We start from the raw sequence: 19,003 nt of genomic DNA on the forward strand, positions 1-19,003 counted from the left end.
TCAAGTCCTATTCAAATTGACCTAAATATTCCCAGCGTTCCATTAACTTATCTGCTTCAGCATTTTTTTCATCCAACTGACGTTGAAAGTCCATCAGCTCTTGATATCCATTGGAATCATCATTTAATTGATCCTTCAAAGTAGAAATTTCATCATCTAATTTTTCAATTTGAGGTTCTAACTTATCAAATTCTATTTTCTCAGCATAAGTTAATTTGGTTTTTTCTTGAACCTTTTTCTCAGCATCTGATTCTTCTTGTTTCTTTTCCTTAGCCTCATGATGCTTGGCTTGCTCTAAGTCATTCATCTTCTTGAGGTATTCAGAATAGGAATCGTAGCTCTCTTTGATCTTGCCGTTTCCTTCAAAAATCAAAAGTTTGTCTGCTGTCTTGTCTAAGAAGTATCTATCATGGGATACAGCTAAGACAGTTCCTTTGAAGCTTTCCAAATAATTTTCAAGGATAGTCAAAGTTTCAATATCCAAATTATTAGTTGGCTCATCTAGCAGCAACACATTTGGCTGATTCATCAAAATAGATAGTAGATACAAACGACGCTTCTCACCACCAGATAGTTCACGAATGAAAGCACTCTGCATATTGTGATCAAATTTGAACGTATCTAGTAATTGTGAAGCTGACATTCTTTCTCCATCAGTATTACGAACGTTTTGACCGATTCCTTCGAGATAAAGAATGACACGCTTGTCTGGATCCATATCTTCCGTGTACTGAGTATAGTAACCGATTTTGACCGTTTGACCAGTCTTAATCTCACCAGAATCCAGCGGGATCTTATTGACGATCGTATTCAAAAAAGTCGTTTTACCAGAACCATTTGAACCTGTGACACCGATTCTGTCACCTTTAGTTATCAAATAACTGAAATCATCAATGATGACTTTGTCATCAAATTTCAAACTAGCATCACGGATATCAAAGACATCATTTCCCAGACGTTGTTGGGCGATGTCGATCGACATATCTTGTTGTACATCTGGCTTGTCCTGTAGATCAGCCTTCAAACCCTTAAAGCGGTCAATACGGGCTTGTTGCTTGGTTCCACGGGCTTTAACACCAGCACGCATCCAGTTCAATTCCTGCTTGTACATTTGTGTCTTATGGTGTTGCTCAGAAGCATAAATTTCTTCTTTGGCAGCTTTTTGCTGTAGATATTTTTCGTAATTACCATCATATTCAGTCACATTACGATTCTCAAGTTCAAAAATCCGTGTAGCAACAGTATTCAAGAAATAACGATCATGGGTAACAAATAGAACTGATCCCTTGTATTTGTTCAAGTAGCCTTCCAACCAATCAATTGCTTCATAGTCCAAGTGATTAGTAGGCTCATCTAAGATCAACAGGTCAGAGTCAGAGATCAACGTTTGTGCAAGTGCCACACGTCTTTGTTGGCCACCTGACAGATCCTCAACTTTTTTATCTAATTCTGTAATTCCCAACTTGTTCAAAATCGACTTAACATCTGATTCCATTTGCCAAGCTTCAGCGGCATTCATTTGTTCTTGTAATTTGAAGAATTCATCTTGTGCCTTAGAATCATTCGAATCAGCGTTAAATTTAGTCAATGCACGTTCATATTTTCTGATCAGTTGAAATTTTTCACCACTACCAGCAAAAACCGAATCAATGACTGATAACTTTTCGTCCAACTCAGGTTGCTGAGTCAGATATGTGATTTTATAATTTTTAGGTTTTTCTATTCCAATCGAGTTTAAATCTTCAGGATTAACGATTCCATCCAATAACGTTGTCTTACCCGCACCGTTCAGTCCAAGTAATCCAATTCTGTCGCCTTCACCGATGGTGAAAGTCACATCTTTAAAAAGTGTTCTCTCTCCAAATGACTTATATGCATTTGTGATATTTAAAGTTTTCAAATAATTCACCACGTTAGTTTTAGTATAGTTGCTTCGTCGTCACTTTGAGACAGACGATATCCTACTAATTATCACATAAAATTAGGCAAAACAAAAACCCCACATCAATGTGAGGCATTTATTTTATAAATCTTTGCCGTATGTATCAAAGACAGTGTGTTCTTTATCAATTGAGATATAGAGATTACCTGTCTTACTTGAGATTGTAGAAGTTTGATATACGTTATCCAAACCTTCAGAATCCTTTTGCTTGAATGGGAAATAGATTTGCATTGGTTCCTTATCTTCATCATCTTCAAAGACAAGATCACATTTCTCAATGTCTTGATACTTGATTACACGGTTGAACATTCCTTCAGCCATTGCAGCTGTCGAAACATCAGCATCTTTAATATAATCAGCCTCTGGTAGAATTTCGATTCTGAAACGTTTGCATGGGTGAATCTCTTGCATACGTCCACCAGCGATACGTCCATAACTAGTAGTTACACGAGAAATCCAAACGTCACTCATTTCACTGTGACTTACTGTCCAAGTATCATCATTTCTGAAGTAGAATTTTAATTCTTTGAAAACATGTTTAGTCATATTACCACCCTTTCGAATACTAAATTACTTACTAGATTAATGATACCACAGCAAACCTATTCATTTAACAAATAATGTTCCAAATTATCAAAATTGTTGTAAACGGTTCCTTCCACGACCTTATGCTCTATTTCAGACATGTACTTTCCGATTTTTGGCCCGGGTTTTATACCTAATATCTTGATAATATCATTACCCGTAATTGCTAAATCTCGACTAGATTTTATCGGAATATTAAGAACTTTTTTTGTCAGGGCCTCATCATCGAATTCGATCTTGAATAATTTACATAGACTGATGACTCTAGCATAGTTATCAACTCCCAATGAGTATATCTTCCATAAGTCGAACTCGCCTTCACGGAAATTCTTCAGCATCTTATCGGTTGAAACACTGGCCTCACGTGATTTATTAGAAACTTTCCAGTCACGAAGCATCTTATTGAATTGCTTTGGTGTTAATTCCATCACATAGCCAATCGCCGTCCAAGCGGCTTCTTCATCAAAAAATTTCAAATTTTCTAATTTTAATAATTTTTCTAGATTATCATGCTTATTTTTGAATGCTGGACAGTATTCTGACAAATCCAGCTTCAAAAAATCCGCAAAGCCAGTTTGCCAAGCCTTGCCTAACATTAATTTAATGAACTCTTCTCTGATACGTTCAATGGCAATTTTTTCTAATAGATAAGAATTATCTTTGATAGCGACTGCCGTTTCTTCTTCGATGGTGAAATCCAATTGAGATTGAAATCTGACTGCACGCATCATACGTAGTGCATCTTCATGGAATCGTTCTTCAGCTTTACCAACTGCACGGATCACACGTTTATCGAGGTCTCCTAGTCCATCAAACTTATCGATCACGTCACCATTACGATCCACAGCCAAAGCATTGATCGTAAAATCACGTCGTTTCAAATCATCTTCTAGTGAACGTACAAAAGTGACTTGATCCGGTCGACGAAAGTCTTGATAACCTGACTCGGTCCTGAATGTCGTAATTTCATATGAGTCATCCCCAACAAGCACTGTCACCGTTCCATGTTGAATTCCAGTATCAACGGTACGTTTAAAGATAGTCTTGATCTCTTCAGGATAAGCACTCGTCGCAATATCAACATCATGAATTGGTAATCCTAAAATGTGATCACGCACACTTCCCCCAACAAAATAAGCTTCATATCCTGCTTTTTCGATTTCTTCTAAGACTGGAAGTGCTTGTTTGAAGTCCGAAGGAAGTTGTTCAATACGCATAAAATTACCTCACCAAATTAAATTTGATCCATCAAGTCTCGCATTTCATCATTATCAGGATCTTGCTTCAAGTACAATGTCAATGCTGCTTTCAAGGCATCCTTATCACCACTACTACGCAAAATTTCAATAACGTCAGTCAAGTAGTCAAGATTATCCTTGTATTCATCTAGAACTAAGAGAATATTCTCCTGAGCCTTAGCCACATCATCAGTTTCAAAGTATGACTTAGCTAAATTCCAAGTTAGTTTAGGATTACCATTGATATCAACTCCACTCAATAGATCCAAGTTATTCTTGTATTGTCCACGTGTAACGTAGAAGTCACTCAAGCGAATGATCAATGGCAATGGAGTCTCAACAGTCTTTATACCCTTTTGAATAATAGACATAGCTTCATCTGGTTCTTCTGAGACACCAGCATCAAAAGCAATTTGATACAATCTTTCATCTAATTCATTCAAGTTGATACCCAACTGTGCATACTTAAATGCTTCTTGATTCTTCTTAATATTCAAGTAATCCTCAGCCAAAATGGCATAGGCAGTTGGATAATCATGATTGATCTCAAGCAGTTTTTCTAAAGTACTAATGGATTTATTATAATCCTTTACTTGATTATACAAAAATCCTAATTGGTACTGAGCGTCTTCATTCAATTCAATAGCATTTAACTTCTCAAATTCAGAGATAGCATCTTCATATTGTCCATCTCCAGCCAATGAGCTGGCCTTACGAAGTACAATCGAGATTCCTGAATAATTGGTAATATCTTCATCTAGAAGCATGTCATAGTACGTCAAAGCCTTGCTGAAGAGATTCTCGTCAAAATATAATTCCGCAATCGCAAACTTGAAGACATCTTCATCGGGATAGTTTCTAATACCCGTTAGTAGCTTCTGCTCACTGACTTCATACAATCCTTGTGATTGATAAATATCAGCTGATACCAACAAGTTCTCAGCGTACGCCGGTGAATCTGGTCCTATTTGTGATATATAATCTAGCGCTTTATCCGAATCGCCATCAGATACGGCGATTTCTGCCAATCTAGAGAGTATTTGACCCTCATCTGGATAAAATACCAGTAAGTGTTCATAAATTGTCTTAGCTTGGACTGAGAGCCCGCGGCTCATCAATGTTTCAGCTAAAGAAAATTGTGTTTGATCGTCGTCTTGCTCAAGTGATTGCTTGATTAAACTATTTACATTAGTAAAATCACCTGCATCAATTGTGTCCATTACTTCGTCTGCTTTAGTCAAATTATTTCCTCCGTTTATTCAATAATTTCTTTCAAAACGAGTTGCGAGAAACAAATGGTTCTCTCCACTCTCTCAACAAAAAAAGACGGTCATCCGACCGCCCCCAAGATTAAAACTATTTAACTGAGTCTTTCAAAGCCTTACCTGGCTTAAATGCTGGAACCTTGCTTGCTGGAATCTTAATTTCTTCACCAGTTTGTGGGTTACGGCCTTTACGAGCTGCACGTTGACGTACTTCAAAGTTACCAAAGCCAATCAATTGAACTTTGTTACCTTCTGATAAGTTTTCTTGAATGCTTTCGAAAACAGCATCAACAGCTGAAGTAGCATCCTTCTTTGTTAGACCTGTCTTACTTGCAACACTATCGATAAGTTCTGCTTTATTTGCCATACATAATACCTCCGGAGATTTGTATAATTTTAGAACACATGAACGACGACCTGTGTTCATCATTCCATTAACAAAAGTACCATAGCAGTAGGGTTGTGGCAAGCTTTTACGCTCTAATTTAGGATAAAAATGTAAATCTTTACATAAATTATAATTATAATTATAAAAACGTTCGTTTTACCGCCGTTTGGGGCTTATTTACGCTTTCTAGGCAGAATTTTAATTGGAGTACCTTCAAAATCAAAAGTATCTCGCAATTGGTTCTTCAAGAATCTTTCGTAAGAGAAATGCAACAATTCATTGTCATTAACGAACACAACAAATGTTGGTGGTTGAACGGCAACTTGTGTCATGTAGTAAATTCTCAATCTCTTACCATTAACAACTGGTGTCGGTGCGATCGATGTTGCACGCAATAATAAGTCATTTAAGACAGCAGATTGAATTCTACGATCACGGTTATCATAAACTCTTGATACTAATTCTGGAATTTGATCTAGTCTTTGTCCCTTAACAGCTGATGTAAAGAGGATCGGTGCATAGGCCAAATATTGGAATCCATCCCTAATTTGATTTTCAAAGTCCTTCATCGTGTGGTTATCTTTTTTCAGAGTATCCCACTTATTAACGACGATAATAACACCCTTACCGGCATTATGAGCATATCCAGCAACACGTTTATCTTGTTCACGGATACCCTCTTCAGCATTCAATACAACACAGACAACATCTGACTTATCAATAGCGCTCAGAGCTCTCAAGACAGAATATTTTTCAGTATTTTCGTAGACTTTACCACGTTTTCTGATACCAGCTGTATCGATCATCGTGAAGTCCTTGTCTAACTTGTCATCATGATACTTAGTATCGATGGCGTCACGTGTTGTTCCTTCCATATTAGAAACAATAACACGCTCATCACCAAGAATAGCGTTCACCAATGATGATTTACCAACATTGGGACGGCCGATAAAACTAAACTTTATAGTTTCATCTTCTTCACTTGTATCTTCAACTGGAAATGCTTTGACGATTTCATCCAGTAAATCACCAATACCAGTACCTTGAGCACCAGAAATTGGATTAGGATCGCCAAATCCTAAAGTATAGAAGTCATAAATGTTTTCACGTTGTTCTGGATTATCAGCTTTGTTTACTGCCAAAATAACAGGTTTCTTAGTACGATAAAGGATTTTAGCAACATCCTCATCTTCTTTAGTAACACTGTTCTGACCATTAACGATAAAGACAATAACGTCAGCCTCATCAATTGCGATTTCAGCTTGGTTCTTGATTTGAACCGTCATTGGTTCCCCACTCATATCAATACCACCAGTATCGATCAAACGGAATTCTTTACCTAACCAGCTGGCACGTGCATAAATACGGTCACGTGTAACACCAGGTGTATCCTCAACGATACTCAATCGTTCATTAATGATTCTATTAAAAATAGTTGATTTACCAATATTTGGACGCCCAACTAAAGCTACTACTGGAACTGCCATAAATCTACCTCCCTACATTTCTATTTCTTTTGATTAATAATTTTTGTAATTTGTTCAACAACTTGTTCAATATTCATATTTGAAGAATCAACTTCAATAGCATCATCAGCTTTTTTAAGTGGTGAAATTTTGCGATGTGAATCCTTGTAGTCGCGCGCAGCAATTTCATCTTTTAAGACATCTAACGATGTGTCAATTCCACGTTCGATATTTTCTTTGTATCTGCGTTCTGCTCGAACAGCGACACTTGCAATCAAAAATATCTTGACATCGGCATCTGGCAAAACAGTTGTACCAATGTCTCTTCCATCCATGACAATATTAATATCTCCCGCCATTTGACGTTGCATTTCAACTAATTCAGTGCGAACTTCCTTAATTGCTGAAACCTGCGAGACATTATTTGTGATTTCTTCAGTTCTGATGGCATCAGAAACATCTTCATCGTCAAGCATGACGTGTTGACCATCAGTTTTATTAATAAAATGAATTTTATGTTCATTCATTAATTTCAAAATATTGGAACTATCACCATAATCTATATTGTGCTTTTTTGCAAGTAAAGTAACTGTACGATACATTGCACCAGTATCACAATAGACAAAGTTTAAGTTTTTTGCAATCAATTTAGCAATTGTACTTTTACCAGCTGATGCTGGTCCATCGATAGCTATTTGCATGTTTCTTGTTCCACCCTCTGCTTAACAAAAGGGTCTAGGACATAATCGTCTAAGACCCTTCATAATATAATATTATTTAACTCTTAATTGTGTACCTGGTGTTAATGTTGAAATTCCACCGTTTAAGTTCTGTAATTGTGCTGTCGTCAAATTATGATTGTAGGCAATTCTGAACCAATTATCACCGGACTTCACAGTGTAATATGATGATGCACCATTATCACTGGCATTGTTTGCTGAATTGTTATCAGTTGTTGTACCAGTTGATGATGTATTAGAGTTACCTTGATTTGTCGACTGTTGGTTCTGTGAGTTGTCTGTAGTACTTGAATTATCATTACTATCACTAGCATTTGAATTATTCTCTGCATTACTCTTTGCGGCAGCGGCTTCTTGAGCTGCTTTATCATCAGCTGCTTTTTTGGCTGCGGCTTTCTTTTCAGCGGCGGCAGCTTCATCAGCCTTCTTCTTGTCAGCGGCCTTTTTGGCTGCGGCTTTCTTAGCAGCTGCTTTCTTCTTTGCGGCAGCAGCCTTTTTAGCTGCAGCTTTCTTATCTTTGCTCTCAGTAGAGTTCTCAGATTGAGTGCTACCCAAGTCACCATTACCGCTACCATGAACTGCGCTAATGACAACTGGAGCAAACATAATAACGATCAATCCAATTACTAATGTAGCAACCAATGTATGATTACCACGTTGCTTACCTTTGCTTACAGCACGTGATACATGTCCATCTTCGTCTTCATCTGAATCAAAAGTCTTTTCCCAAGGTTTTGCCTCTTCATTAGACTCTGAATTATCAGGTTCCTCTTGAGAACTAGTATCATCAGTTGCAGCTTGTGCTTGATCAGCAGATTTATCAGAAACATTATCACTAGGTGTATCTGCTGAATGATCTGCAGCCTTGCCAGCAACATATCCGGCCGCAGCGCCAACACCAGCCGCTGCAGCAGGTGAAACAGGTTTGCTTTCAGTTACTTCAGACTGACTCAAATGATCCCCACCATTTTGACTTGCTTGAAGATGATCGTAATTATCATCTTCAGCAGGTTGTTCAGGTTGAGCCGGAGTCTCATATTGTGTATCTTGATTATCAATATTGTCAGTACTGTTATCTGCGAAAGGTTCTGCTGGTTGAGGTTCAGAATATCCATCTTCGCCAGGAGTCTCTTCAACATTGTTAGTACTATTATTAACAGGAATCTCTTGACCGTCAGACGGTAATAGATTGTACTTTCTTAAATCTTCAGGACTAACGGAACCATCTAGACCGTCAGTGCTTTTAGGGATGCGAACACCACCAGAAGTATTGTTTTTGTTATTATCGGCCATTAAAAACCAACCTCCTAATTTCTATCCCTTAAAGCATATCATAAAAGTTTAAAATTTTTCTTTAAAGATTCATAAAAAGCCCTTAAATATACTACTTTTATTACAATTTTTTACTTAATAAAGAAATGACCCTTTAATCTAGGGTAAACAACTATAACTCCAGCCGAAATTATCAATGCCTTTACAACGTTGAATGGTACAACACCCGTTGCCACATAAGTCGCTAAACTCATGTTCAACTGCATCCCTACAACACCCATATATAGCGGCATGACAACAAAATAATTAAGCAATGACATAATAACTGTTAATGAGAGAGTTCCCATTACAACAGCCATTACCTTTTTATTCTTCTGCCAGAAATAATTAAATGGTAATAGTAAAGCAATTGCTCCGACAATACTTGCCCCGTCGCCAATAATTCCAGCAACGCCGGAACCAGTGATCAACCAATGAACGATACCCTTAATGAAGGCAATCAGAATACCTCCGACTGGTCCATAAGCAAATGTTCCAATGATCGTTACCACATCGCTCAAATCAATTTTGAGAAATGGTAGCCAAAATAGCACCGGAAATTCAAAGAACATCACAATCGATGCTAATGCCGAAAAAATTGCTACTCCTACTAAAGCGTGAAATTTGTACGTACTTCTTCCCATAAAATCAACCTTTCCCGCTGATTTCCAAAAGAAAAGAGGTCTGTGTTGGATACACCTAAATAGGGCACACCAAAACAGACCTCTCTGTTTTCTTTCATCTAGACTTTACTATCGGTATTGGAATCTAACCAATTCGGCCAGCTTGCGCTGGGTCGCGGACTATACCGCCGGTCGGGAATTACACCCTGCCCTGAAAACCAACTTATTAAATTTTTCACTATTACTATATCAAACTAATGTCTTTCTTTCAACTGTGCAACTTCAAGTCTTGTCAGATTTCTGTATTTACCAGAAACCAAACCATCTAATGTCAGAAAACCATACTTTTCACGAGATAGCTTCTCTACCGGGTGTCCAACAGCATCAAACATACGCTTAACTTGGTGATTATGACCTTCATGGATCACAATTTTCACGAGTGAAGTATTTTTCTTAGTGTCTTTAGACATCACATGAACTTTGGCAGGAGATGTACTGAACTCCTTCAACTTCATGCCGCCCTCTAACTTCTTGATTTGTTCTACTTCCATGAATCCACGAACCTTGGCAATGTATGTTTTCTCAACGTGATAACGAGGATGCATCAATAGATTAGCAAAGTCACCATCATTAGTTAACAACAATAAACCTGAAGTATCGTAGTCTAAACGGCCAATTGGGTAAACACGCTCTCTTACGTCATCTTCTAGCAAATCAGTAACAGTTTTTCTACCTTTGTCATCTGTAACTGCTGAAATAACACCACGTGGCTTGTACAACAAGATATAACGTTTCTTCTCATCCTGCAATGGCATCCCATCAACTTCAACCTTATCGCGATGATCAACTTTGATTCCCATTTCAGTAACGGTTTTACCGTTAACTACGACATGGCCTTCAGCAATTAGTTTTTCTGACGCACGGCGTGATGCAACACCTGCATCAGCCATAAATTTTTGTAATCTAACTTTCTCCATTAAAATCTCCTATGTTCTCTTCTTGTATATTTTCAAATTTTTCAATTGGTGGTAAATCTTTTAAACTCTTGATACCAAAGTAATCAAAGAAATCATCTGTGACAACGTACAAATTGGGATGTCCGGGAACATTCTTCTTACCATTCTCCATGATCAAACTTCTAGCAAGCAAGGTATTGATACTTCCCGAACTCTGTACACCACGGATCTCATCGATTTCAATTCTAGTGATGGGTTGACGGTATGCCACGATCGACAAGACTTCCAACGCTGCCTGACTCAATTTGGTACCTAGACCGGACTTGAAATACTTCGTCAGCAATTCACTGTACTCGCTCTTAGTGATCAGCTTATATCTGGAATTGAAATTAGCAAGTTTGATTCCTGATTCTTCGTCACTTGCCAGTTTAACTGCCAGTTGTTCCATCGTCTGTCTTAAGGCGGCACTATCGATCTCCAATAATTCAGCGAGATCCTTTTCTTTGATACCTTGATCTCCTGCTACAAAAAGCAGTGCCATAATTTTTGCTTGATACAATGTTAATTCCTCAATTCAATAAATAATTCACCATCTAAATCATCTTGTGTGGCAGTGATCTGTTGCTTACTAATCATTTCCAAAATTGCCATAAAGTCAGTAACAACTTCTTCAATGTCATTTTGCAACTTCAGTAATGACTTAAAGGTAGTTCGTTTCAAACTTGATAATTTGTTCAAAATATTCTCTTCAGCATCTTCGATCGACAAAACTTCATTTTGAATTATCTCAGTCTGTGGCTGACGATTCTTTGCTTGTCTCAACAATTCAGCATACGTCGATGCCAAATCATCCAACACAACTGAATCAGGTTTCAAAAATTGCTCCAATTGAACTTGAGGAACACTCATATCCTTATCAAATGAGAGTTTACGCATCTGTTCTTTTTCTTCAAAATATTCAGATACTTGCTTGAACGTTTGATACGTCAATAACTGCGAAACCAATTGTTCACGTGGATCTTCCATATCAAGATCATCATCAATTTCATCAGGTGCTTGTGGCAGCAACATCTTACTCTTGATCGACATCAAAGTTGATGCCATGACCAAATAATCGCCAGCAATATCTAATTCAAGAACTTTCATACTATTCAGGTAATCAATATACTGCTGTGTTATTTGAGCAATCGGAATATCATAAATATCAATCTTTGATTCTTTGATCAGATGCAGCAACAAATCAATTGGACCTTCAAAATCCGTTAAAACTAATTTCAATTTTTCCATTATTCTTTTTCCGACAACTCACTCTCTTGATCTGCCTTACTATCACGCCAATCTTTTAACAACTTACCCAAGTTGAAGTTTCCTAAGATCGTTTGCTCAGGGAATCTCTGTTGAATATCGTCAAAGATCTTAAAAATATTACTCTGTGAACGATACGAGGGGCTGAGTGAAATATACTCAATAAAAACAGTATGTTCAGAAAATGAGAGTGCCACGATCCCAGAGTAATCTTCAATATTGCTCTTCCAAAGATACAGTTGGCGATTCTCATCTTCCTTATAAAGCTTGAGTTCCTGATCCAAATTGGACATATCTTTCAAATCAGAAATATACGATAAAAAACCCATCGCTATTTTTTTGTTTTCATCACTATATTTATTGAGCATAATTATCTCCTCTATGCACGAGGATGTGAGTTCTCATAAACCTGCTTCATTCTCGTCTTATTAATATGCGTATAAATTTGGGTGGTCGAAATATCTGAATGACCCAGTAACTCTTGGACCACACGCAAATCGGCACCATTTTCTAACAAATTTGTTGCAAACGAATGTCGTAACGTATGTGGTGTAACATCCTTTTTGATCCCAACTTGCGCAATATATTTTTTGATCATACGCCAAATAGATTGTCTGGTCAGTTTATTGCCACGAAAGTTCAAAAAGACTTCCTTTTGCTCACCGTATCGTTGAACTAATTGTTCACGCGTCTCCGCAAAATATTTTTGAAGCCATTTGATGGCAGTATCTCCGATTGGTAACAAGCGTTCCTTATCACCTTTACCAAGAGTCTTGATCAAACCCAAGTCCAAATGCAGATCGCCCATAGCCAAATTAACTAATTCACTGACACGCAATCCTGTAGCATACATAACTTCAAAAATTGCTCGATCACGTATCCCCAAGGGTGTGGACACATCTGGCGATTCAATCAATGAATCGACTTCCTGCATCGACAATACTACCGGTAGATGTTGGCCTTTCTTAGGTGCATCCAACTCATTCATCGGATTGACCTGCACCTTATTCATCAATTCTAACCATTGATAAAAGCGTCTCAATGAAGAAAACATACGCATCTGTGTTGTCTTTGACTTACCAAGTTTGTCTTGGCTCGCAAAAAAGTTAGTGATCACAAAGTGATCTTCTGGATACTGTGACTTTTTATTACTCTCTAAATAATAACTGAACTCCAGTAAATCCTGTTGATACGAGGTGATTGTATTCTTCGAAAGTCCTCTATCAAGCCTCAAATAACGTCCATAATCAGAGATCGTATCGATCATCGCTTGATTATGAATGGTCAGCTTTTCAGTCAAATAGTTTCACCTCTATTTAAGATAGGTATAACCATCTTTTTGTTCGATTTTTCTTTGTTTCATTAAGTTACCTAAAGCACGTTTAAAACTACCCTTACTGATACCAAAGTATTCTTTGATGTCATCGGGATCACTCTTGTCAGTATATGGAATCTTACCATCACGAGCATGTTCCAAAACCGCCATGATCATTTGAGCATCCGGTGTGATTTCCTCAAAAGCACGAGTCTCATCGACAAATTCAAACGACGGTGACTGGAACCAATTGCACGTGCCTTAATGTGTTGACCGATGTGCATTGGACCATCTTGTTCATTAATGTGAATGAATCCCAAATAGTAATCTTCAGTGATAACAAAGGTTCCTGAATCTCTGATAGCAATAACCGTTGATTCTTCATCTTTGTTCTTCAAAGTATCATTAGCACTACGAACCAATTGCATGTAAAGGTTCAGGTCGGCCAACTTGCCCCAAAGACGTCCTTTGTGGTCGACTTCCAGCTTGACCATTACTCGGTCACCCTTCTTAGGCCACTCTGAATGTTCTAGTGGTAAGTCATCAAGTGAGACAACAATATCCTTATCAACCAAGCCAACATCGACGAAGACACCTAAGTCAGTTCTAATATTAGTGACTTCAGCATAATCCCAGACACCAGGCATAACAGTTGGTAAATCAACCGTCATACGATTCTTATGTGCTTGATTTTCGTAAACGAATCCAGCAATAGTATCACCAAGTTCTGGTGTCTCCTCGAGTTCTGTTAATTCTAGTGAAAATGTGTTTCCTTCAATTTGAACAAAGGCTTCATCCTTATTCAAATCAGTGACTGTACCAGTCATAACTTTACCGTACATATCTTTTAATTCCATAATTTCTCCATATTCCTCAATTAATAATTAACAACTATAAGTCCATTTAATATTTACTTTAACTAAGTACTATTTTAACAGTTATACTCAGAGTTACATAATTATTTCAGCTGAATAATTGTACCATGTTTTCATTCATTATCAGAAAAAAATCAAAAATATTTAAATCAGTTTAAACACCCGTTTTCAGCCTACATACATACTGGATTTCGCTTACATAAATTTATTGAATATTTCTATTTTTGTGTAAAGTCACAAGTTTTTTCAAATACAAGATTGAAATACTATTAATATTGTGAAATAATTTTCTTTGTGGAAAGCGTTTCCAAATATTTTAATACAGAAAGAAGATTTTAATTTATGAAAATTAAAGCTGCTGTTGTTGATAAAGTAAACGATCCATTCGTCATCAAAGATGACATTGAACTAGCTGACATGCAAGATGACGGACTTCAAGTAAAAGTCGTCGCATCAGGTATTTGCCATTCTGATGAAGCCTTGCGTAAGGGTGATGCTGGATTCAACCTACCTGCTATCTTAGGACACGAAGGTTCAGGTATCGTTGAAAAAGTCGGTAAGAATGTTCACAATTTTGAAGTTGGTGACCATATCATCATGTCATTCTACTCATGTGGAGAATGTGACAATTGTCTCAAAGGTATTCCAACACAATGTCGTAAATATGCTGCCTCAAACCTAAGTGGTACACGTCCAGATGGTAGTGATCACTTCACAGAAAATGGCAAACATATTAGTGACATGTTCAACCAATCATCATTCACAACTCATACTGTAATTAATAAGAGAAATGCTGTTAAAGTTCCTAAGGACTTAGACTTAAGAAAGCTTGGACCTCTAGGCTGCGGATACGTTACTGGTAGTGGTACTGTCTTCAATACTTTGAAACCAAGACCTGGTGACACAATCGCCGTCTTTGGTACAGGTGCCGTTGGTCTTGCTGCCATGATGGCTGGTAAGATTTCTGGATGCACACACGTTATCGCTGTTGATATCGTTCCATCACGTCTTGAACTCGCTAAGAAGTTGGGCGCTACTGATATCGTAAACAGTGCTGACGAAGATGCTGTTGAAGCAATCAAGAAAATCACAAATGGTCTAGGTGTCGACTGGGCCGTTGATACAACTGGTGTTGCCAAAGTTATGACAGATTCAATTGCTGCTCTAACACAAGGTGGTACAACAGCTACTATCGCCGTTACACCACACAATATCGATATCAGTACATGGAATGACCTATGTGTTGATGACAAAAAAGTCGTTGGTGTAAACATGGGTGATTCAATTCCTCAAGTTGACATCCCTCGCCTACTTGAATTCTACAAGATGGGTGTCTTCCCATTCGACTTAACTGAAAAATTCTATGACTTCGATCAAATCAATGAAGCCGATGCTGACTCAGTCAGTGGTAAGACTATCAAACCTGTTTTGATCATCGATAAAGATTACAAACCCGAAGCCTAATTGTATATTATCTGAGAGTCCAATCAATTGATTGGACTCTTTTTTTGTTCAATAATGTGACAAATGTCATAGAAACATATGACATTGCTTACTACCTGTTGATTGCTGAAAAAATTAAACTGTAATCATCAAGTAAAGGAGGCAATCAATCATGAGCACAATTATTAATGTTGAACACCTTAATAAAAACTATGGACAAAAAGAAATCTTACATGATCTTAATTTCAAAGTTGACCACGATCAAATAATCGCTTTAATCGGAGAAAATGGTGCCGGGAAAACCACACTGATAAATATTTTATTAAACTTAATTTCTACGAATTCTGGCACAGTTAGTATTTTGGATAATGCCAAGGATCTTAAAGAACGTATTGGTGTAATGATGCAATCAAATATTTCCATCACACGTATTACTGTTAAAGAAATTTTGAAACTAACTCAAAGTTATTATAAGAACCCACTTCCATATGAGAAGCTAATTGAATTAGCCAATTTAAAAAAGTTAGAAAACTCAAAAATGAATGAGTTATCAGGTGGACAAAAAAGACATCTTGCTTTCGCATTAGCAATTGCTGGTAATCCCGATTTACTTTTTCTGGATGAACCCACTGCCGGTATGGACAGCCAAAGCCGCACAAAGTTTTGGCAAACTATTTCTACCTTGAAATCCCAACACAAAACTATTTTTGTTACGAGTCACTACCTGGAAGAGTTAGAAACGATTGCAGATAGAATCATGATTCTTCAAAACAAATCGATTGATTTTGATGGATCAATTGCTGAACTACGTTCCCTAGAGGGCGAAAGTATGGTTGAATTCGATAGTGAACTCTTGCCAGACTTATTCAAATCCATTCCTGACATCATCGACTTCAAAAATATTGGTAACCACTATCGATTTACAACGAAAAATGCCGAATCATTAATGGAGAAAATAACCCCATATCTAAATGCCATTAGTAATTTAAAAGTTCAGCAAAATTCATTAGATTCATTATTCGTTAATTTCAATAAAGGGGATGCCAACCATGAATAGATTTATTTATCAGATCAATATTAATTTCAAAAGAATTATTCTCCGAAACAAGCGCTTCTTCCTATTTGATATGATGCTACCAATCGTATTTTATCTACTGTACTCCAAAGTATTAGTTACCGGTATCCCACAAACAGATTTGAAAACTTGGCAAATGAATTATTTGATCAGCATGATAATTTATAGTTGCTTATTAGGCTCAATCATCACTGTAGCCAACACACTCCTCGAAGATAAAACTAGTCATTTTGATATTTTATCTCAATTGACTCCCTTACCAAGATGGCAATACTATTTATCGAGAATTCTGATTTTCTTATTATTAAATTTGATTTCTTCAATTGGTATTTGTTTGGTTGGAATCTTCGTAAATAATTTAACATTGTCAATTACAACTTGGTCTCTAATAATCCTGATAACTATTATCGGTACCGTACCGCTTATATTTATTGGAATATTAATTTCACTTGCCAACAACCCAGCAACTGTTAATATGCTAAACAATCTCCTTGTGTTCCCATTAGCAATGATCAGCGGGTTATGGTGGCCAATAACTATGATGCCAAAGTGGCTCCAATCAATCGGCAAGTTAACACCAACTTTTGAGCTATCTAACATCGATCAATCGATTCTTCATGGTAAAATTATAGATAATCAATACGTCCTAGGAATCATTCTTTGGCTAGTGGCAATTGGAACAACAACCCTGCTCATAACTAAGTATCAAAAATACAAGGAGTTAGACATAGAATGAAATTCTTAGAGGATCATATCTTTTTCCCAAAAAGACTTGGTATTATGCCATACTTTTGGACATTCGCTTTAATTGCTTTATCCAGCCAACCATTATTTGGAAGTAATGGCTTTGACTGGATTTTGTTTTTACTATTAATAATTTTTCTCAAATTGTATCGAGATGGATACTGGATCAATCGCTTATTACCAATACAGATAATTGGTCAATTGATTATCACCACTTATTTAGTCTATGAGTACAGTTTAGGAACACTGTTTATTTTTACGGCTTGGGAAATTGGTTCGCTGCCCTTTAAAAACAAACAATTTTACGAGTATACAATTATTTACTTAGTCTTCAGTATTCTTTGTATCTCTGGAAATATAATAGTTAATTTCAAGTCTTATGGTGTTTACGGAATAATCATCACTACCTTATTCGCAATTGGTTCACCATTTGCCGCAAGATCACTTGGAAATAGTTATCGTAGAACGTACCGCTTGAAACAAAATAACAAACGATTAGAGACCATCATTAAACAAAATGAACGAGAAAGAATTGCCAAAGACTTACACGACAATCTCGGACAATCATTTTCACTAATAACCTTAAAGGCCGAATTAGCTGACAAACTAATAGATAAAAATACTGAACAGGCACGTCAAGAAATCAAGGATATCACTACCGCCTCCAGAGAAAACTTAAGTTTAGTTCGACAAATAGTTAGTGACTTAAATCAAAAGTCAATTGCGGAAGCCATGATCGAAGAAGAAACCAACTTGCGAATCGTAAATATCATTCAACAATCAAACAATGAAAAAATATCCGTTGCTTGGCCAATCAAAGTTCAAAACGTTTTGGCAGCAATTATTAAAGAAGCATCAACGAATATCATCAAGTATAGTAAGGCACACATAGCCACCTTTGATTTCGATGAAGACGATAATTACTACATCTTAAACATTAGTGATGATGGTATCGGATATAAGAAAGTTCGAAAAGATTCATTTGGCTTAACAGGAGTGTCACGGCGACTATCTGATATTAATGGAATCATTGATATTAGTTCAGACCACGGAACTATTTTAAAAATAAAAGTAAAAAAGGCAGACTAAAATGACTACAATTTATTTGGCTGAGGATCAAGAAATGTTAAACACCGCGTTGGCAACTTTATTAGGACTTGAAGATGACCTCAATGTAATTGGAACAGCAACTGATGGCCAAACTGCTCTATCAGAAATCATTCAAAAGAAACCACAGATTGCCATCCTAGATATTGAAATGCCCAAATTATCCGGACTCGACGTCGCTGAACAAATAAATCTACTGAATATTCCAACAAAGGTAATTATCTTAACCACATTTGCCAGGGCAATCTATTTCGAACAAGCAGTCAAAGCCAATGTTAATGGATATTTATTAAAAGATAATCCGACTGATCAGTTAGTCAAAACGATTCATGAGGTTTTGGATGGACAAACAATTTTCTCACCCGAATTAGTTACGACTATAATATCAGCTGAAAAGAATCCTTTAACCAAACGAGAATTAGAAGTTTTAAAAGAAATTAAAACTGGCAAAAACAGCAAAGAAATTGCGAAATCCGTTTTTCTATCTGATGGAACAGTTCGTAATTATATTTCATCCATTCTCAGTAAGACTGGTACCTCATCCCGAATTGAAGCATTAAATATTGCCGAAAAAAATAAATGGATCTAAAAAAGAAGCTGTTATCTCATATGTTTTAAATTACAA

Annotated in this window: 21 protein-coding genes and 1 riboswitch; of the genes, 5 read left to right on the forward strand and 16 right to left on the reverse strand. The window is 36.8% G+C overall.

Annotated features, from left to right (window positions below):
- Positions 1-7: 7 nt before the first annotated feature.
- From JCM14932_RS07450 to JCM14932_RS14935, 16 genes are all read right to left on the reverse strand, one after another.
- Entirely contained in the window at positions 8-1,909 is a 1,902-nt protein-coding gene (locus JCM14932_RS07450; RefSeq protein WP_051528089.1) for an ABC-F family ATP-binding cassette domain-containing protein, read from the reverse strand.
- 114 nt (positions 1,910-2,023) lie between these two features.
- Positions 2,024-2,488, reverse strand: coding sequence for a hypothetical protein (locus JCM14932_RS07455; RefSeq protein ID WP_025024333.1), 465 nt, complete (start codon positions 2,486-2,488; stop codon positions 2,024-2,026).
- Between the two features lie 56 nt (positions 2,489-2,544).
- Complete coding sequence (locus tag JCM14932_RS07460) at positions 2,545-3,744, reverse strand: CCA tRNA nucleotidyltransferase (RefSeq protein WP_025024334.1); 1,200 nt, start codon at positions 3,742-3,744, stop codon at positions 2,545-2,547.
- Between the two features lie 17 nt (positions 3,745-3,761).
- Positions 3,762-5,006, reverse strand: a complete 1,245-nt coding sequence (locus JCM14932_RS07465; protein ID WP_025024335.1) for a tetratricopeptide repeat protein — start codon at positions 5,004-5,006, stop codon at positions 3,762-3,764.
- Positions 5,007-5,121: 115 nt separating this feature from the next.
- Positions 5,122-5,397 carry a non-specific DNA-binding protein Hbs gene (gene hbs / locus JCM14932_RS07470; RefSeq protein WP_010623460.1) on the reverse strand — a complete coding sequence of 92 codons (276 nt, stop codon included), beginning with the start codon at positions 5,395-5,397 and terminating at the stop codon, positions 5,122-5,124.
- Positions 5,398-5,591: 194 nt separating this feature from the next.
- Positions 5,592-6,905: a ribosome biogenesis GTPase Der gene (der, locus tag JCM14932_RS07475; RefSeq protein ID WP_025024336.1), complete on the reverse strand. Its 1,314-nt coding sequence runs from the start codon at positions 6,903-6,905 to the stop codon at positions 5,592-5,594.
- A gap of 20 nt (positions 6,906-6,925) precedes the next feature.
- Positions 6,926-7,585 (reverse strand): (d)CMP kinase, encoded by a 660-nt coding sequence (gene cmk, locus JCM14932_RS07480; RefSeq protein ID WP_025024337.1) that lies wholly within the window; start codon positions 7,583-7,585, stop codon positions 6,926-6,928.
- A gap of 72 nt (positions 7,586-7,657) precedes the next feature.
- Positions 7,658-8,917: a LysM peptidoglycan-binding domain-containing protein gene (locus JCM14932_RS17135; RefSeq protein ID WP_025024338.1), complete on the reverse strand. Its 1,260-nt coding sequence runs from the start codon at positions 8,915-8,917 to the stop codon at positions 7,658-7,660.
- 110 nt (positions 8,918-9,027) lie between these two features.
- Entirely contained in the window at positions 9,028-9,579 is a 552-nt protein-coding gene (locus tag JCM14932_RS07490) for an ECF transporter S component (protein ID WP_025024339.1), read from the reverse strand.
- Between the two features lie 82 nt (positions 9,580-9,661).
- Positions 9,662-9,781: riboswitch (FMN riboswitch) on the reverse strand.
- A 31-nt stretch (positions 9,782-9,812) separates the two neighbouring features.
- Positions 9,813-10,535, reverse strand: coding sequence for a pseudouridine synthase (locus tag JCM14932_RS07495; RefSeq protein WP_025024340.1), 723 nt, complete (start codon positions 10,533-10,535; stop codon positions 9,813-9,815).
- Positions 10,522-11,073 carry an SMC-Scp complex subunit ScpB gene (scpB, locus tag JCM14932_RS07500; RefSeq protein WP_025024341.1) on the reverse strand — a complete coding sequence of 184 codons (552 nt, stop codon included), beginning with the start codon at positions 11,071-11,073 and terminating at the stop codon, positions 10,522-10,524. Before scpB ends, JCM14932_RS07495 begins: the two co-directional genes overlap by 14 nt.
- Before the next feature lie 2 nt (positions 11,074-11,075).
- The gene (locus JCM14932_RS07505) at positions 11,076-11,801 is read right to left on the reverse strand and encodes a segregation and condensation protein A (RefSeq protein WP_025024342.1); all 726 of its coding nucleotides are present in this window, start codon (positions 11,799-11,801) and stop codon (positions 11,076-11,078) included.
- Complete coding sequence (locus JCM14932_RS07510) at positions 11,801-12,187, reverse strand: hypothetical protein (protein ID WP_025024343.1); 387 nt, start codon at positions 12,185-12,187, stop codon at positions 11,801-11,803. The genes JCM14932_RS07505 and JCM14932_RS07510 overlap by 1 nt, the downstream gene beginning before the upstream one ends.
- Positions 12,188-12,198: 11 nt before the next feature.
- On the reverse strand, positions 12,199-13,086 hold the full coding sequence (gene xerD, locus JCM14932_RS07515) for a site-specific tyrosine recombinase XerD (RefSeq protein WP_025024344.1): 888 nt from the start codon (positions 13,084-13,086) through the stop codon (positions 12,199-12,201).
- A 45-nt stretch (positions 13,087-13,131) separates the two neighbouring features.
- Positions 13,132-13,311 (reverse strand): S1 RNA-binding domain-containing protein, encoded by a 180-nt coding sequence (locus JCM14932_RS17140; RefSeq protein WP_235700559.1) that lies wholly within the window; start codon positions 13,309-13,311, stop codon positions 13,132-13,134.
- Positions 13,308-13,991: a S1-like domain-containing RNA-binding protein gene (locus tag JCM14932_RS14935; RefSeq protein ID WP_235700560.1), complete on the reverse strand. Its 684-nt coding sequence runs from the start codon at positions 13,989-13,991 to the stop codon at positions 13,308-13,310. Before JCM14932_RS14935 ends, JCM14932_RS17140 begins: the two co-directional genes overlap by 4 nt.
- Positions 13,992-14,351: 360 nt before the next feature.
- Between JCM14932_RS14935 and JCM14932_RS07525 the strand changes: the two genes are divergently transcribed.
- The 5 genes from JCM14932_RS07525 to JCM14932_RS07545 all read left to right on the forward strand — a co-directional run bounded on the left by JCM14932_RS07525 (position 14,352) and on the right by JCM14932_RS07545 (position 18,967).
- The gene (locus tag JCM14932_RS07525; RefSeq protein ID WP_025024345.1) at positions 14,352-15,473 is read left to right on the forward strand and encodes an NAD(P)-dependent alcohol dehydrogenase; all 1,122 of its coding nucleotides are present in this window, start codon (positions 14,352-14,354) and stop codon (positions 15,471-15,473) included.
- A gap of 151 nt (positions 15,474-15,624) precedes the next feature.
- A complete protein-coding gene (locus JCM14932_RS07530; RefSeq protein ID WP_025024346.1) occupies positions 15,625-16,509 on the forward strand; it encodes an ABC transporter ATP-binding protein in 885 nt (294 codons plus the stop codon).
- Positions 16,502-17,263 carry an ABC transporter permease gene (locus JCM14932_RS07535; RefSeq protein WP_025024347.1) on the forward strand — a complete coding sequence of 254 codons (762 nt, stop codon included), beginning with the start codon at positions 16,502-16,504 and terminating at the stop codon, positions 17,261-17,263. Before JCM14932_RS07530 ends, JCM14932_RS07535 begins: the two co-directional genes overlap by 8 nt.
- Positions 17,260-18,360, forward strand: coding sequence for a sensor histidine kinase (locus JCM14932_RS07540; protein WP_025024348.1), 1,101 nt, complete (start codon positions 17,260-17,262; stop codon positions 18,358-18,360). Before JCM14932_RS07535 ends, JCM14932_RS07540 begins: the two co-directional genes overlap by 4 nt.
- Before the next feature lies 1 nt (position 18,361).
- Positions 18,362-18,967, forward strand: a complete 606-nt coding sequence (locus tag JCM14932_RS07545; RefSeq protein ID WP_025024349.1) for a response regulator transcription factor — start codon at positions 18,362-18,364, stop codon at positions 18,965-18,967.
- Positions 18,968-19,003: the final 36 nt, after the last annotated feature.

The sequence above is a fragment of the Companilactobacillus nodensis DSM 19682 = JCM 14932 = NBRC 107160 genome (assembly GCF_000615905.1).
Taxonomy (GTDB): Bacteria; Bacillota; Bacilli; order Lactobacillales; family Lactobacillaceae; genus Companilactobacillus; species Companilactobacillus nodensis.